A 15,656-nucleotide genomic window follows, 5' to 3' on the forward strand; every position below is an offset into this window, starting at 1 on the left:
TTCACCCCACCGCAATCAGGTTATTTCCCATCGCGCGCTCACGCTCGAGAACAGATTTTGGAAGTACGCCCTTCTCCTCGACGAGATGTCGCACGTACTTGATGAAGGTCTTGAAGCCCGGGCATTCGTCTTTCTGATTCCACTGCTCATGCAATACACCGCAGTTTGCCTGGCACAGCGTTCGCTCATCGCAGGTACGACATATCTCAGGCAATCGCCGTGCCTTCGCGACCTCTCGCAGATAGCTTTTTGAAGTGAGAACATCGTGGACGGATGTCGTAAACTCAACTTCAGTAACACCGCCCTCTCCAATGACCTCTCTAGTCTCAAAGACATTGCCGTGGGAAACGTAGTCGTTAGTGCCGCCCTTCTCGATACAGCTGATCGTACGGCCGTCAGAGTCGAAATCCAGAGCGCCAGCGACTATTGGACATACCACGTCGTCCGAGGGGACGTTCCGAAACACAGCTTCAAGCCATGACTCGCAAGGATTGATCCAGAGGTCATCGATGTGATCACGCTTGGCCAGGTACCAGTCCATCAGTTCCATGTAGAACTTTGAGGTTGCCGCGTGCTTGGGCTGAATGAGTTTTGCATTAAGATCCCCATCGCCCGATGGGATGAAGAACCCGAAATGGACTTTCGTGAAACCCAATTGGTACAACTCTTCCATCATCGCAACGGCGCCGGCTTCGACAACAGGCTTAACTAGCGCAGTCGTGACAGCGAAATCTTTGGGTCCGTAGATTTCTGGTTGTCGGGATTCATTCATGAGCGTGGTTACGTTGTTTCGCCAGATCTCTTCCTGCCTACGCTTCGTGAACCTGGTCGACCGCTCATAGGATGTCGAAATCTTGTCGAACAGCCGAGCGACATCGAGCGCCTCTTTTGTCACAAGGTTGGTCACAATCGAGAATGAAACCGCTTGTGGGATCAGGGCTAACAATGCCTTAGCTTTAGGCAATGCGCTTTCATAGAATGGCACTCCAAGCATCGAGGGTTCACCGCCGATGACGTGGATATCGACATGGTTGTAGCGCTGAGCGAAATTATGATCCGCCTGCATGTGCTCGACGATCCCAGCCACAATATGGAGAAACTCCGTTTCGCTCATGTCAGGGCTCTTGTCCTTTTTGTCGGACAAAATGTAGCAGTGTGAGCAACGTAACTGGCACCGGCGAGTGACGTTGATCTGAAACAGGAATGTGCTACGCCCCGTTTCGCCGATTGAGGTCAAGCCTGGCTGCATGGGGGCGTCCCTTTAAATAATACTGATCGGAGGTCGTCGATGCGGCCGTCGCTATCAACCACCTCGGGTTTGTTTAATCTTGCTTGGCCAACGCGCGTGTATGCACTCCCGCTTGAGTCAACGAACGATGACGGGTGGCTTGTCAAAACGACGGAGCGTGCGCTGATGAATTCGATCTCATCGTGGTTAATGATCGTTCGGTGTAGACGTCTTGATAGGTATTTCCAGCCAGGGTTGATTCCAGCTGCATCCCGCTCGCCCGGACGTACCGGAAACAACACTTCACGACCTGGCTCACCACGAATATGTCCGTGACTAGTCTGAAAGGTCGCACCATCAATCAAAGTGACCCGGCCAGTGGCCATGCAAGCGCTGCAGAGCAATGAAAGGCATTCGGCGATAGAGACCCCGGAGGGTAATGATGGGAAATGACTGCGAACTTCCTCGGCGATCGCTTCATCCCAAGAGTTGAAGATCGCGACCGCATTTTCGCCATAGTCAGGATTGGGCCATGATTTGGCGTCCAGTGTGTCTGGGAGCACGACAACTTGTTGGCCTTGGTCGGCCAGGGAAAGGGCTGCGCAAATCCCCACGAGGGGATCATTTCCCATCACAATTGTGTCGGGACGAAGCGACCCGTAAATCCCATCCACAAAGGCATCAAGAACACGTAATACAACCCCAGTAAGCGTTAGCGAAACCGGAGCCGTTATTAGTGCGTCCCTGAATTGAAGCCGCCTTAGCGGGAGGTGAACACTGCTCAACGCCAATCATCTCCATATCTCTTGCGCGGGTAAGCACGCATTACATTCTCTCGATAGCCGAATTGGCCAATCAGTGTGTAGCGCGCCTTGTCGCAAAGGATCTCAGACACGCTATGAACCCATCTCGGGTTCGTGTTAATCAGCCATACGGCTGTGCCATGGTTGGGCGACACAGCTTCTTTCACGACAACCTTTGATGGATCGACAAGCGCTCCCTTGTCGTCAATATCACCCTCACCCAACAACAGCTGCCCGCCGTCTTCAGGAGTCCAGATTTCATCCGATAGGTAGATGATCACCACCATCTGCATGGGGTCGTAGGAGTCGTGGTGCCATCCCATCGAGTCTCCACGCTTACCACGCTGGAGCATCACGTTAGTCCGGCTCCAGTCGCCCAAATGGGCCCGGATGTGCTCTGTCTCTTTGCCCAGACCAATCAATTCCATGGGCCCCAGGTAGTCCAGCGGTACTGACAGGCTTCGCGAGGGATCATCTTCTTCCCACGACACCACATCAGGGCTGCCAGGCTTATCGGGCTGGAAATCATCCGCCTTCGCGGCGTTCAGAAAAGCGTCAGCAATGTGCTTAGGGATAGAGCTTACAGCGAAGCCATCCCTGTAAATCGAATTCAGGTGCTTCAAAATTCAGCCTCCACCATTGCGGCCAGGTTGGCCCTATCAAGACCCGCTGATTTGGTGTTCGCGTGCCGCATGTCAATTCTATGAAGCCAATCAACAACCTCACCTAACCCATGCTCGGCGACGCCTTGATCGATCAGTGAGAACAGAGACTTCCAACTTGTGCAGTGCTGGCTTCTGCCGTACATGCCACGCCCTTGAGCTGCTGACTCGAACATACAGCCACCCTGGCATTCAGTGAGATACGGACACGAACGACAGTTGTCGTCGAGACGGTTCGGCCGCTCACTGAGCATTGCAACCATTTCAGCGTCCCAAACGCTTGTGAGGGCATTGCCTAGCTTCCCTATTCCGCCATCGGCCATGTCTTGGCATACATAGAGATCTCCATTCGGCTCAAGGGAAAGTGACCGCTTGGTGCAGTCGGACTGAAACGCACAGGCAGCGCCTACAGCTTGCTGCTGGCCAGACAGCGTTCGAACTCGTGCCTGAGTGAGGTAGAAGTAAGGCTCTACGATGATGGGTAGTCGCATGAACCATAGGCGGAAACCTGTTACAAATGCGTCCTTTGTAGCCTCTGCCCCCTGCAAAACCTGGCCTGGAGTGCCGCCTTGGAAGAGCGGGCGGAGAGTCAGCATTCTTTGATCTCTTGCAGAGAGCATCATTTGTCGGGTTACGCCGTTTAGGCCAGATTCATCAAGGACATATACGGCCCCCGGCACACTCCGCTCACGCCGAAGAGCGGTATCAGCTTCCTTCCAAATAAGACGGTACTTTTCTGGCGAACCGCCAACGGTCCGGACATCACTCATGTCATCTACAGAAGTACCAAGCCGGCCTTCAAACAAATCGTAAAGTCGTTTTGCCCGGGCGGGAGAACCAATCAGATTACTCTGGACACCATCTACAAATTGAATCCCACGTGAGGCTGCCATCTCGCGCAAGTAGGTGACACACTCCAATAGCTCCGCGTGAGGTACCGTCAAAATCTCTCCGCCGATGTACTGGGCAGTGAGATGTGTCGGAGAAATACCGAGTTTTTGAAACCCTTCCTGGAATATGAAATCGATAGAGCGCTTGAAGTCATTTGCGGGCATTCGTGTCGACTGCGATTCCTGCCAGCTGCTGCAATACCCGCAATCGGCATTGCAGGCCTTTGTCATTCGAATATGAAGCGTGAGTGGTGAGGGAGTCATGCTGCTCGCTCCCGCATCTGAATCACCTGGCTACAAAATTGGATCATCTCCTCGTGGCTTCCACCGATCGTTTCCGCTCCAACTGGCAGACAACCCTCAAGCTCCTGAATCGTCCGCATCATCAGCTTGGACAGATACCATTCGCCGCGGTAACGAATCTCATTGAAAACGGCGACCGGGTCGAACTCGAGGAAATGAAAATTGCCATAGACAATATGCCGATAGAGCTCTTCTCCACCTTCGTCGGCGGCTTCAACGTACCAGCCCGGATAGTCATCGATTTGGGCACCAATTGCATCGTAGAAAAAGAGCCGCTCTACCCACCTTTTTTCGAAGAGCTTTCCAGGCTTCATTGCTACTAGCCTGGCCCGGTCGAACTCAGTGAAATACTTGTCGTAGTTACCAGCAACGCTGTCCTCAATGAGTGGCACATCCTTGCCCTTGGCCACAGCAGTCGTAACGAGCCTCTTTGTCATTGCCCCCTGGCGCCGGCGAGCTTCTGTTCGTCTGAGATAGCCAGCTCGGTCCAACCTACCTACCGTGGTTTCATCTGCAAAGTCCCACACGCGCTTCAAACCAGCACAATCGCCAGACGCAATGAGCGATGACATATTTGGATCGAGATCCTTATGCCACGCCCACCCTCCAGAGCAGGTGATGGCGAATTTGCACGTCCCGCATGCTTGATAAGGCATCCGATGCCGAGAGACGTACTCAGGTGTGTTATTGAAGATGGCCTTCGCTGAGAACAGTGGATCGTGCACGGATAGAGTCTGGGTCGGGAAAATTGACTCATTACCGGTGTAGCTAGAATTGAACGTGACCTGACCGTTGGGCTCGATTTCTATGTCGTATGAGTCGTTGCCCGGATAGTGATAGTGCTCGCCTGATCGGGAAGCGGTTCGCATCTCCACAAGCGGGCTGATAGTCACACCCTGTGGAACCAACGAGTTGAGTTCAAGCAGGTAGTCGGAAACATCTCCGTACGTACAGGTCTTCAAGAAATAGCTCTTACCGCTGCCGGCCGGATACAGCATGTCGCAGCTGATGTCAGTTATTCCACGGCTGACGAACTCATCGACGATGAATTGAGGGCCGCGCTCAATGACTCCTCGACTCATAGTGATACACAGTGTTTTCCGTTTGATACCGGTAATGGCTTCAAGCGTCGCGAAATACCGAGGAAGTAGTTTGTCGTTTTTTAGAAACCTGTTGGTGTCGGGCTCCCACGGGACAAAAATGTCAATCCCGTACCCAAACTCGGTTCCTACAGAGTTGAGCAGGTCAATGTATCCAGGGTCTTTGAAGATAAGATTTGTGCACCAGATCAACGCTGCCTCAGCGTCATAAAGGGTTTCCCAGGCCTTCATAGTCTTGAGGGTCCACGGCAGGTTCCGCTCCCAGAACTGGAGGGGCATCATGGTCAACTCCCCACCCAGCAGCTCCACGTTTATCTTGGTGACCTTTTTGTCGCGACAGAACAACTCCTCGATCCGCTGGAAGGACTCGCGGTAAGTACCTTCATCCATCATGCTTTTGTCCCGCAAAAGGGCGGGATCGACATAGCAATGGGTGCAACTGAGGTTGCACAATCGGGTGGGCGCTATGCACACATTCAACATGTCTAGGGCGTTATGCACAAAACACCCCACCTGTAGGTTCAATTCGAATGGTCTTACCAACTAAATCTGCACCACATTCCACGCCCACAACATGCGGAATGTTCAGCCTGCGGGCGTGCTGAAGAAGATGCGATAGCGAGGAGCCAGATCGGACAACTAGAGCACCAGCTGTCGAAATTATGGCAAGCTGGGACATGTCCGTCGTTTCCAAGTAAACCGCTGTGCCTGCAGCAAAGTTGTCAGGGGTTGTGAGTGTCAATTCGAGCCCCGGGCGAGGTACGCCCCAGGCAATAGGCTTGGTGCCCGCCTGCGGATGGTGCTGACCATACTCAAAGAATTTGCGGATTTGCTTGGGCACTTCATCAAACACCGGGCAGTTACCGGATAGATCGCCCAGGTATGACGGCAAGATGTCTAGCAGAAGGTCGGCGACCCCGCGCCGGCAAAGTTCATCAATTGCAGGACTCAGCCTTCCAAGTTCAACCATCATCATTACTGCGCATTTGTCCTTCATCCAGGCAAGAGGGGAATCCACTACCTGTATAACGCTTGATACCAGCTCAGCGTCTAAGCAAGGTTCGGCAAACGGAGCGTATGAGGTAACACCTGCATACCCTGCCACTGATGCCATTTCTACAGTCTCGTCTGGGCTGAACTTGCTGGCCTCATGCCCGATCAAAGTGGAGGTCAAGGCCCGTTCAAATCCCTGACTTGGGGATTCAATCTTCAGCTCGATCGCGGTCGTGGCTATTCGACTAAAGCGGCCGTAAAGGCGAGAGACGACAGCAAGCTCACATGCAATAGCTTCGGCCAATGCGCGATCAGGACCGCCAAGCGAGATTTGGCGGGTCCGGCGATCGCTATCACGCTTTCTGTCAGCCAATTCAAAAGCCTTCAACAGGAGAGCTCCTGGGACGCGGGAGAATGCAGATCGAGGCAGGGACCCAAGTACCGAGGTGATATCGGCCAGCTGAAGTGCCCGAGCACTTACGAAACCGCGAACCCGAGCTAGACGCACTCCCCCAACCGAGAACTGATCACCAGGTGCCGCCATAGCGGCCACCACCGCGGCACCTACGGAGCTTCCATGGTCTACTGGTAGTGCAACGAACCTAGATGATGTACGGCCATACCCGCTGGTGCCTTTCAACAGTTTTGAAAGACCGGGTCGCCCAAGGGTATCTGTACTGACCTGGAGGATCGTGAGAACTCCATTTGCCGACACCGCCCACTCAATCGAAGTTGCCCCCATATCCCGGTGCAGGTTTAGAAGTGCTGCGCGAACCTTTTTCGTGTCATTCGACAAGCCAGAAGTTTTCCAGATAGGTATCGCTACACGCTCTGTCTTCCCTGTGCCGGCAGTAGCAGCGTCGCCCACCCCCCCTTCACAGATGAACAGATGACCGTCACCAGCAGTGCCAAACATTGCTACACCGAACATTCTCGCGGTGATAAATGTCTGGATAAGTGAAAAAGGGACTTCGCCGGCGGCAGTGATCTGCGCATGAACAGTCTTCAGTGCTGCCTTTACCTCAGCCTTGCCCTGGGCAGGTATCGACTCGAACACCCCGATTGTTTGAGCAGACGAACTCTCTGAGGAAGCTGCGGATCGAACCAGTACACGCGCTGAAGTTACCCAGTGCGGAAACCTGTCGAGGTCAACGTTTGAAACCACGTACCCCTTCTGCACGTTGTAGCCAAGCTCCGCAGCCCGCTGCAGAAGACCAATTTTCGCGGGTAAAACATCAATGACAGCGTCAGTTTTGAACTGCCGGCGGGCAAGAAAGTGCTTGGCTGCAATCCAGCCTGACAAGGCACCCAATATTTGCGAGATTGAAATGAGATCATCGCTAGCCCAAACCGGCGTTGTCTCAAGATACGCGAGCCAGAGAATGTAAGTGGCCACTGTACCAACGAGAGCTACGGCGACCTTCATGGCCGGATGTCGTGGGCGGGCAGCTAAGAATGCACCAATAAAACTGATGGCCAGGTTCAAGAAAACAACCCATGCAGCTGATCCAGGAACCAAACCGAACACGCTTCCAATAGCTCGGATGCTTCTGCCCTCGATACTTGCGTACATCGCCGCTTCCGGGTCGATGAGATCGTCGTCAGTAAGCACCGCTCGATTGAAGAGGCCGGGCTCTGTGTTGATACCGAGCCATCTAACTCCGCCTGCCGACAGGATTTCGCCCGCAAGGATGGAGTGATAAAAAGTCCTTCGATCGTATGCCAGCCCAACGTAAGCTTTGCTTTGATCCAGCCCGGCAATAGCTTGAGTAAGCCCACCTTTGGCCACGATTTCCATGTCGATATGGTCAGTGTGTGGTAACTGGTTTTTTGTTCTGGCCCAATCATCAGCAGACTGGAAGTCTAGGAATCGAACGTCTTGGTAACCCAACACGTAGTCGAACGATTGGGCTGCTCCGAAGTATCGATCTGCGTTTTTGTAAGCCTTGAAGTATGCTGGCTTGATCAGCAACTCTTCTCGGGTTGGCTGCATGAAGTAGGCATCGACACCCCTAGCTCGAAGCATATCGAGCAAAATCCAGGTATCACCCGAGTAATGACTTTCAGCCGCAGTGATGAGAACGGTCTTGCCATGAAGGGCTTCGGCAATAGCATCAGCCCCTGACAAGAACACAGGAAGGGTCACCGTCAGCCCATGCAGCCAGCCATAGTTCAAAAACTCATCGGGATTGGTCGTACTGATGATGGTTGGGTTCCGCTGCTCCTTGAACGATGGAATGTCTGCTGGCAACACCGCATGATCATCACCGAGCTTAGCCAAGTGATCCCACGCATAGTCATTGAGAGCATTGGCGCCGCCCTCCAAAAATTGTATGTGAACGCCGAATCTCTCATTCAGATCCTCAGCTATCGCAGCTGCTGTAGTCCCCCTCTCATCGACCAGGACCACTTGTTGGTTTCCCTTCTTAGCTATCCCTAGCAGTGGCTCAGGATTATTGTGGATCTGCGTCGCAGTCGCTCCAAACCCGAAATCCTTGAATAGCTGAGGGCCAAGGTCGACGCGGATGACACGAATCTTGCGATTAGAGACCCCTTTGTAGAAGTCATCTGCGGTAATGCGCGACCCTGATAATGCTTGGGCAGCATCACTTACATAAGGGTATGGGATGTCAGTAGTGCGCTGTGAGGGGGCTCCAAGGCTCTGTGTGTTAGCAAGGATCGCTTCACGATTCGCGTCAGCCCACTGGATGCAGACGATCGCGCAAATGAAAAATCCAGCCAGGGAACAAATAATCAGGGCAAGTCGGGGGAGCTTCCAGAGCTTGACGCCGAAATATAAGGCAAGACCAATTCCCAGAAGTGGGAGGAATCCCGCACCCAGAGCCAGGGCACCAGCTCCACCCAAAATCACTGGGAATGCCTGTGTCTGAGCACTGACACCAATGAGCAACAACAGCCAAATTCGATTCATGCGGCACCGTCTAGCGAAGGTTCGTTGTGATCAATGCCGAGTTCACGACCGCCAATCGCTCTTGCGACTGTTGAAATTCGACGAAGGAAACTGGCTGACTCTTCAGTTATCACCGCCGGCCGCCGAGCGAAGGCCAAGGCAAGAATGTCAGGCGGTGGACGTCGGAACAGGGCCCAAATGAGCAGATCCTCGAACTTATGGGAAACCTCTAGGCCGGAGCTTTGCCGGGTGCTACCGCCCAAGACGTCAATAGGAAGTTCTGCCCACGAAGAGAGTGATAGAGCGTCGATGACATAGCGGGACAATGGCGTCGTGGGACCTGACCTGAGAGCCGCCCATACCAGCTCGTCACTGAATGCAATCGAGTGGTAATTACCTGCCAGATGGTGAGCCAGAATCGAATAGCGCTCATCGAAACCATCCAGTCTGCCGTCCGGCAGGAGGATCTGTTTCTGCAGGCGATCGTAGAACCACAAGCGCTGGCGGGGGGTGCAGCCGAACATATCAATCGGTTCCAGTAGGACTCGAGTCGCCCCCTTCACGGCCTCGAAATAACCTTCGTAATCGCACGTGTAGTCAGCCTCGCGCAGCGGAGCAGAGTTATCCGCAACAGCTTGCTTCCTGAGTTGAGCTCGCTTAATACGGCGGACGTTGGCGTACTTGCTTACACCTAACGGATCAAAATTCTCACTCGCCTGTGACTCCCAAAGCTGGAAAAAACCTGGGCAGCTGAAGCTGTCATCTGAACTCTGCATGAACGACCGAACGGTTTCAGGCGGCAAGTCCTTGTGTGGATACCACCCGGAATTACACGCCTGCAGGTATTGGCAGTCACGGCAGAAGTCGTGCTCGTAGCTGAGCTTGTTATCGAGCTCACTGTTGTTACCCCAAACAACTTTCAGTGCAGCATTCGCATCGTGCGCATTTAGATTTATGTAGGGCTTGAGCGCCTCTGTGCCGGTCTGATTGGGATTGAGCGAAAGCTCCCCTCTCTGGTCCCAGTGGAACTCGTAAGCATCGTTAAGCGTGTTCTGGGACCGTGACAGCGTACGTAACGACTTTTTCATGTCGTCCAGGTGATCGACCGTCAATCCATATTGCTTGCCCAGCCGAGCCAGTGTCGAAATGTACTCGGCAACGTCCTGGTACTGAGGTTGGGCTCGATCGAAATACGCCTTCCCTGAACCCCATGGAAAAATCATGTCGCAGGTTGCGTCGGTAACGCCCCGCTTCACGAACGTTTCGATGATGTACCCAGGCCCAAGATCAATTAGACCCTGCCCCATTACAAGCACCAGGTTGAGCATGTTGCAGTCGCCCAAGGCTTCTATACGCTTGAGGTACTTAGGCAGGATGGCCATGCCTCTTCCGAACCGCCCACTCTCAGGTCCCTCAAAGGGGATCGCAATATCCATTGCGGGGTGCCCCTTGAACTCACGAAGGAGACCTAGATACCGATCGTCCTTCCACATCAGATTTGAACAAAAGGTGAATTCTGTCTGAATACCAATCCTGTTCATCTCATCAATCTGGCCAAGCACCCAAGGGAGGTTTCGCTGCCAGAACTCAAAAGGCATGAGGGTGGCTTCCCCCCCAAGTACGTCCAGGTGTAGGTAGGTAACGGACTGATCTAGATGGAAGGCTTCAATGATGACCTCCACCGCCCGCCGAAAGGTCGCTTCGTCGATGTACTCTTTACGTCGGAGCAGCTCTGGCTGGATGTAACAGTGTTGGCACGCCAGATTGCAATTGAGGTTGGTCGAAATGGTCGTCGACATCATCTCAATAGAGCGGTTGCGCGGAAGGGCGAAGGGTTGAATATTCATACCCTAATAGTGGGAGGCGACTGCCCCATTTCGGCTGTTCTGAAGAAAAAAACCGCTTCATGAAAGCGGTTAAGGTCAGCTTAGGTTATGACGACGCTTTTCAATTCTGTCTTTGGCTCGTGCTTCAAGCTGAAGGTGCTGCGCCAACTGCTGTACGAGTGGGTGCCGCTCGTTATCCGAATCACCAGATTGCGAAAGGCGCGGGTACCTAAGCACCCAGCGGACAAGTTCGGTATTGTGCCCGGCCACCAATATGTCTGTGTGGCTCAGCCCGCTAGACTTGAGGTCAATCTCAGCTCTTGCAAGCAGGTCAGCCAATGGATCACCGGCATTGGTGTCAACCCAACTCCATAAAGCCTCTGAAGGTATCGAAACCGTGGGTAGGTCTTGATACACCACGTGCTCGAAGAGCACACGCTGCTCCGTGGCCGCGAGCATGTGTATCTCAGTGTGTTGAATCATCGTGGCCGTTCCCACACCTTGATACGCCCACAGTCGCTGGATCAACGGCTTATCGAAACTGCTCGATGCACGCACGTTTACCTTTGCTCCGCGGGTTTGCTTCAACCAATTTGAGAATGTCTCTGCAACCTCTACCGCCTCATCATGTAAAACGTCAGAAGGGAGCTGAGCCTTAGCGCTCATCATCATCGATTGCATTTCCGAGATATGCCTGGCCTGGACAGGATCAAACGTGCCGTGTCGATCCTTAACCTTCGTCCATAACTGCTTGTAGCCCGGGCAATCTCCTTCATCCCACGGCCGGACATCAGCTGGATCGGCTACTCTGTAGTGGTACCAGCCACCAGCACACGCCGAGTGGAATTCACACTGAAAACAATAGCTGTGGTACTTGGATAGCTTGTTATCTAGCTCTTGCGTGTTATCTGCAAGGACCCGGTAAGCCCAATCATCGTCACCAACGTATATCTTACGCTCGCCCAAGGCCGCTTCAGCCGTCGTCTGATTAGCGTTGAAGGTAGTCAACCCGTCAGGCTCCACAGCCAAGTCGTAACGAAAATTTCCGATGCACTGATAGCTTGTTCCGCGGAATACGGCACCTGACATTTCATCTGCTGGAGTGAAGGTAATCCCGGGTGGCGCAATTTCAAAGAGCCGGCAGAGGTAGTCACTCATCTCTTTGAAAGAGACCATATTTGGCTGCCAAAAAGCCCTCCCCGAGCCGTAAGGGCTGATCATCTTGATGCTGAAGTCGGTTATGCCGAGCGGCAGGAACGTTTCTAACAAGTAATCTGGCCCCATCGCCACGGTAGCCTTAGTCAGAATCACATCAAGAATCTTCTGCTTGGCCTTGATCGCGCGCACAGTCTCAGCCCAAGGCCCCATGAGCTTCATGTTCTTACCAAAACGATTTGTGTCGGGCTCCCAGGATGTATAAATCGCCATCTCTGGCCAGTGGCCGTAGGTGTTGAACAAGTCGACGTACTCGCTCCGATGCTTATCGTTGGCAAATATCAGATTTGTCAGGACATTGATCGAGCCTGGCGTTTTGAAGCCTGCATTGAATTCACGGCACTTATTCAGGGCATAGGGGAGGTTTCGCTCCCAGTACGCAACGGGGAGCTTTGTAATCTCGCCCCCGATCAACTCCCACTCCACTTCTTCTAGACCAGTATCCAGCGCGACAAGCTGAGCAACACTGTCGAAAACAGATCTAAAAACAGCCTCGTCCATTTGGGCTGGATTTCCCAGCTCAGCTGGGTCGATGTAACAGTGGGTGCAGCGCCGGTTACACCACCTGGTCGCGGTGATGCTGATGTTTGCTTGGTTTACGCGAGACGCCTTATGCACTTTGCATCCTCAACAAAGAATTCCAGATGCTGAGTCCACCAGCACACTCGCCCGAGCCATCAAAAACAGGTACATGCGCAGGTCCGCCACCACAATAGCTGACATGCTCACACTCGTTACACGCTCTCATTCTTCTGCGCTCATGGGAAATTCGGGCTAACCGGTTTCGTGAAATGATCATGGAGTCGAGGGAACTATGGTGCAGATCTCCGAGTATGGTGCCTTCGAGGTCAGAGTACAGGGGGTTGGTAGTTACTGTGCCGTCTGGATTGAGGGTTAGGAACCGATCCTCGGAAAGCACATTGAACTGAAGGTTTCCAGCATCAGGATTCTGCTCGAACACACCGATTGTGATGCCGGCCCGATTCAGCCGCGCATAATGCCGCTCCTTCAGATCTGCGAGGTATGACCAGGCTTTCTGGTATGGAACAGTGAGCGGTAATGCCGGCGTACTGGCGGGGTGATATACGGGCGTCCTCAAGAATGAAGCGAAATCGACAGAAATGTCGAACTCCCATATCTTGCATTCACTTTGAAGCATGACATCCACAAGGGCATCCGCTCCAGCCCGAACCGTCTCTGCATTGAGCTCTACGTTGACAACGCAAGGAACCCCTGCGGACCAGAACTTGTTGAGGCCGGAAAGGAACCGTTCCTGGTAGATGACTTCAGATCCGGCCAGGTTGAATTTGTTGCCAAGTGCATAGGTAGTTTCGACCAGTCCATCAAACTCTTCATGAACCATTGCCAATAGCCAGTCTGGCACCGAAAAGCAGTTTGTAACCATGGTCTGCTTTGCGCTTGGGAGCTGTCGACGCGCTGTATCAACAAGAAGCTGCATCGCCTGCGGCCCGATCACAGATGGCTCACCACCCTCCCAAATGAGGGTGCATTCTCTGTCTACCCAAAATGATGACCGGAGGAATTGCTGAAGTATGGCGACCGACAACCGTTCCTTTGTGGATCGGTGCTCCTCAGTCAGATAGCACCGCTTGCAGTCGACATTGCACTGTCGGGTTACGTTGATGAATCCGATAGCTTCTGAGCGCATGAATGCCTCATTGGCTGGCAGCATAGCGCTGCCAGCCGGGACTTACCCGACAGCGATTAAGCCACTGGGTGGGGTGGGCTTAGGTGGAGCAGGTGGTGGTGCCGGCTCTATAGCTCCGCCAGCTTCGAGCACCACCTGAACAAGAGTCGCAAGCTCACCTGCAGCCAAGGCTGCAACCTTTGGTGCAACACCAAGAGCATCAGCTAGGCGACCTGCAGCCAAACTTGGAAGCGTAGTTTCCCGGTCAAGGTTGATCCGCTGATCAAGCTGAGTTGCAGTCTCAATGGAAGCCCAAACAGCTTTTAGAGCCTCAGGGCCTCCAGCAACAGAGCTGGCCATCAGGCACAAAGCTTTGGCTAGGTCAGCTTGCTTGGTATTAGGCGCGCGAACACGCTTAGCTGAATCCTCTGCCGGCACTTTGGCCTCTGGGTCGACTTGCTGAACTCCATCTGTACTCGCAGTTTCAGCACTGGAGTCGCTTGTAACTACAGTTTTAGGTTCCGAATCCTCAACTGGATCTGGAGGTAGGTACTTATCGAGCACAGTGTGGATTGCATTCTTCAGTTCGAATAGCAGACCTGCGGCGTCGGCTCCGCGAAGCCCTGTAGTCTCAGCCAGGATTCGAATCATGTTTGGGAACGGTGTACGGGTATCCAGCTCTGCCTCAAGAATACTGGCTCGAGCTTCCATGAACTGAAGATCCTTCAGGTGTAGGGCTTTAACAGTATTTAAAACGAGGTCCTTCATGAAGTCCGGGCCTAGTACCTCAATCACAACCTCCTCGATGCAGGCTTTAACATGATCCATGACCACTTCGGACATGGTATCGGTGTATAGCATGTTCATCATTTCGTCTGTGGAGATGACCTTCGGTTTGTAGCCAAGCTCTGCGTACAGCAGGTACTCCATGTAGCCATCGATAGGCGACACCCGGATATTACAACTCTGGCCCTCCAAGCAGATCCGACCGTAATCACGTAAGAGGTCACAATAGGCCTCAACCTCGGCGTTGATAACCGTAGCGTTAGCCGGGGGAAGAAGGTTCACCCCGAATCCAGCAGACTCAGCTTGGTAGAGGATTTCACGTGTATCCACCGACGTGTCAAAGGGCACATCAATTGTGCCAGGCGATGACGAACCCATTGCGAGGATAAGGCTGAACTCGAAGTTTTCGCTCAACATCGAAGGGTCAAGTTCATCCCCCTGTACAAGCAAACCTAAGGATCGTGCGTCCAAGGGGATGTGATTAAGTTGCTCGTCACAAATGACAGCTTGATAAGCTACATTGCGCTTAGGTTTCTCAGCGCCTTCCTCCCGAATAAGACGGTGCTGCTCCTCAAACATGGCCCGGAGCTCAGAGACCTTCTTGTTAAACACCACGTTGTAACGGAATTCTTCCGGGATCGACTCGTCAACGGGGTCATCACTGACCAAGCTGGTTGAAGCAATATTGTCGGCAGCTTCATGAGTAGCATCAGGATCGATTTCAAGCGGCGCATTCGGCTTACTCGACTTTCGATATTTCAAATAAGCATAGGTAGCCAGGAGAAATACGAACACTACTGTTGCCAGGAACAGGCACCAGCTTGAAAAGGTTGGATCAGAAGGAGTCATGTTCATATTGCCTTAGCGCCAGCCTCGTGCACCGTGGCATGCACCGTGGCACGCGCCATGGCACGCACTATGGCAGTAGCCCCAATTGCCCACGTTCGTGGAGTCCATGTCCTTGGCGGTTGCTGTAGCGGCCAGAAGCATGTTGTTGATCCGCGGTACGGCCTCGTGCTGAACGACGCTGTTCAAAGTATCAGCGTGCCGCTCAACCATCGGCTTGATCGGGTTCATTTCGAGCAGCTTCCGCATCTGGGCGACGTTGTGGTCAGCTTCCAGTTCGGCCTGGGTCTCGTTGATTGTAAATCTGGTTTCAACGCTGTTGAACGCTGCGACCGCGATCGCGCTTACGGCCAAAGCAGCCAGCACCCTGTTGGGAGTAAATTTACTCATTTTTTGCCTTCTCTCCAGATTATCAACGCGGCCCATACGGCACCGACTACTCACC

General features: G+C 53.2%; 11 protein-coding genes. All 11 read right to left on the reverse strand.

The window, feature by feature from the left end:
* Nucleotide 1 precedes the first annotated feature (1 nt).
* Nucleotides 2-1,114 carry a radical SAM protein gene (locus tag MF6394_RS00795; RefSeq protein ID WP_233100552.1) on the reverse strand — a complete coding sequence of 371 codons (1,113 nt, stop codon included), beginning with the start codon at nucleotides 1,112-1,114 and terminating at the stop codon, nucleotides 2-4.
* Between the two features lie 119 nt (nucleotides 1,115-1,233).
* Nucleotides 1,234-1,902 (reverse strand): hypothetical protein, encoded by a 669-nt coding sequence (locus MF6394_RS33625; RefSeq protein WP_153045956.1) that lies wholly within the window; start codon nucleotides 1,900-1,902, stop codon nucleotides 1,234-1,236.
* Nucleotides 1,903-2,009: 107 nt separating this feature from the next.
* A complete protein-coding gene (locus MF6394_RS00800; protein WP_078465836.1) occupies nucleotides 2,010-2,654 on the reverse strand; it encodes a 2OG-Fe(II) oxygenase family protein in 645 nt (214 codons plus the stop codon).
* Nucleotides 2,651-3,847, reverse strand: a complete 1,197-nt coding sequence (locus MF6394_RS00805; protein WP_177345119.1) for an SPASM domain-containing protein — start codon at nucleotides 3,845-3,847, stop codon at nucleotides 2,651-2,653. The genes MF6394_RS00800 and MF6394_RS00805 overlap by 4 nt, the downstream gene beginning before the upstream one ends.
* Entirely contained in the window at nucleotides 3,844-5,379 is a 1,536-nt protein-coding gene (locus tag MF6394_RS00810; RefSeq protein ID WP_078465838.1) for a radical SAM protein, read from the reverse strand. Before MF6394_RS00810 ends, MF6394_RS00805 begins: the two co-directional genes overlap by 4 nt.
* A gap of 100 nt (nucleotides 5,380-5,479) precedes the next feature.
* Nucleotides 5,480-8,911: a PEP-utilizing enzyme gene (locus MF6394_RS00815; RefSeq protein WP_078465839.1), complete on the reverse strand. Its 3,432-nt coding sequence runs from the start codon at nucleotides 8,909-8,911 to the stop codon at nucleotides 5,480-5,482.
* Nucleotides 8,908-10,737: a radical SAM protein gene (locus MF6394_RS00820; RefSeq protein ID WP_233100549.1), complete on the reverse strand. Its 1,830-nt coding sequence runs from the start codon at nucleotides 10,735-10,737 to the stop codon at nucleotides 8,908-8,910. The genes MF6394_RS00815 and MF6394_RS00820 overlap by 4 nt, the downstream gene beginning before the upstream one ends.
* A gap of 75 nt (nucleotides 10,738-10,812) precedes the next feature.
* A complete protein-coding gene (locus MF6394_RS00825; protein ID WP_078465840.1) occupies nucleotides 10,813-12,432 on the reverse strand; it encodes a radical SAM protein in 1,620 nt (539 codons plus the stop codon).
* Nucleotides 12,433-12,541: 109 nt separating this feature from the next.
* A complete protein-coding gene (locus tag MF6394_RS00830) occupies nucleotides 12,542-13,600 on the reverse strand; it encodes a hypothetical protein (protein WP_078465841.1) in 1,059 nt (352 codons plus the stop codon).
* A gap of 42 nt (nucleotides 13,601-13,642) precedes the next feature.
* Complete coding sequence (locus tag MF6394_RS00835) at nucleotides 13,643-15,214, reverse strand: hypothetical protein (protein ID WP_078465842.1); 1,572 nt, start codon at nucleotides 15,212-15,214, stop codon at nucleotides 13,643-13,645.
* Nucleotides 15,215-15,226: 12 nt separating this feature from the next.
* A complete protein-coding gene (locus MF6394_RS00840; protein WP_078465843.1) occupies nucleotides 15,227-15,601 on the reverse strand; it encodes a hypothetical protein in 375 nt (124 codons plus the stop codon).
* Nucleotides 15,602-15,656 lie beyond the last annotated feature (55 nt).

It is taken from the genome of Pseudomonas sp. MF6394 (assembly GCF_002018845.1).
Lineage (GTDB): Bacteria > Pseudomonadota > Gammaproteobacteria > Pseudomonadales > Pseudomonadaceae > Aquipseudomonas > Aquipseudomonas lactis.

Bases quoted from the DNA above. Each gene is read 5' to 3' on its own strand.
- MF6394_RS00795 (WP_233100552.1), bottom strand. From the start codon at position 1,114: ATGAGCGAAACGGAGTTTCTCCATATTGTGGCTGGGATCGTCGAGCAC.
- MF6394_RS00805 (WP_177345119.1), bottom strand. From the start codon at position 3,847: ATGACTCCCTCACCACTCACGCTTCATATTCGAATGACAAAGGCCTGC.
- MF6394_RS00810 (WP_078465838.1), bottom strand. From the start codon at position 5,379: ATGATGGATGAAGGTACTTACCGCGAGTCCTTCCAGCGGATCGAGGAG.
- MF6394_RS00815 (WP_078465839.1), bottom strand. From the start codon at position 8,911: ATGAATCGAATTTGGCTGTTGTTGCTCATTGGTGTCAGTGCTCAGACA.
- MF6394_RS00820 (WP_233100549.1), bottom strand. From the start codon at position 10,737: ATGAATATTCAACCCTTCGCCCTTCCGCGCAACCGCTCTATTGAGATG.
- MF6394_RS00825 (WP_078465840.1), bottom strand. From the start codon at position 12,432: ATGGACGAGGCTGTTTTTAGATCTGTTTTCGACAGTGTTGCTCAGCTT.
- MF6394_RS00830 (WP_078465841.1), bottom strand. From the start codon at position 13,600: ATGCGCTCAGAAGCTATCGGATTCATCAACGTAACCCGACAGTGCAAT.
- MF6394_RS00835 (WP_078465842.1), bottom strand. From the start codon at position 15,214: ATGACTCCTTCTGATCCAACCTTTTCAAGCTGGTGCCTGTTCCTGGCA.
- MF6394_RS00840 (WP_078465843.1), bottom strand. From the start codon at position 15,601: ATGAGTAAATTTACTCCCAACAGGGTGCTGGCTGCTTTGGCCGTAAGC.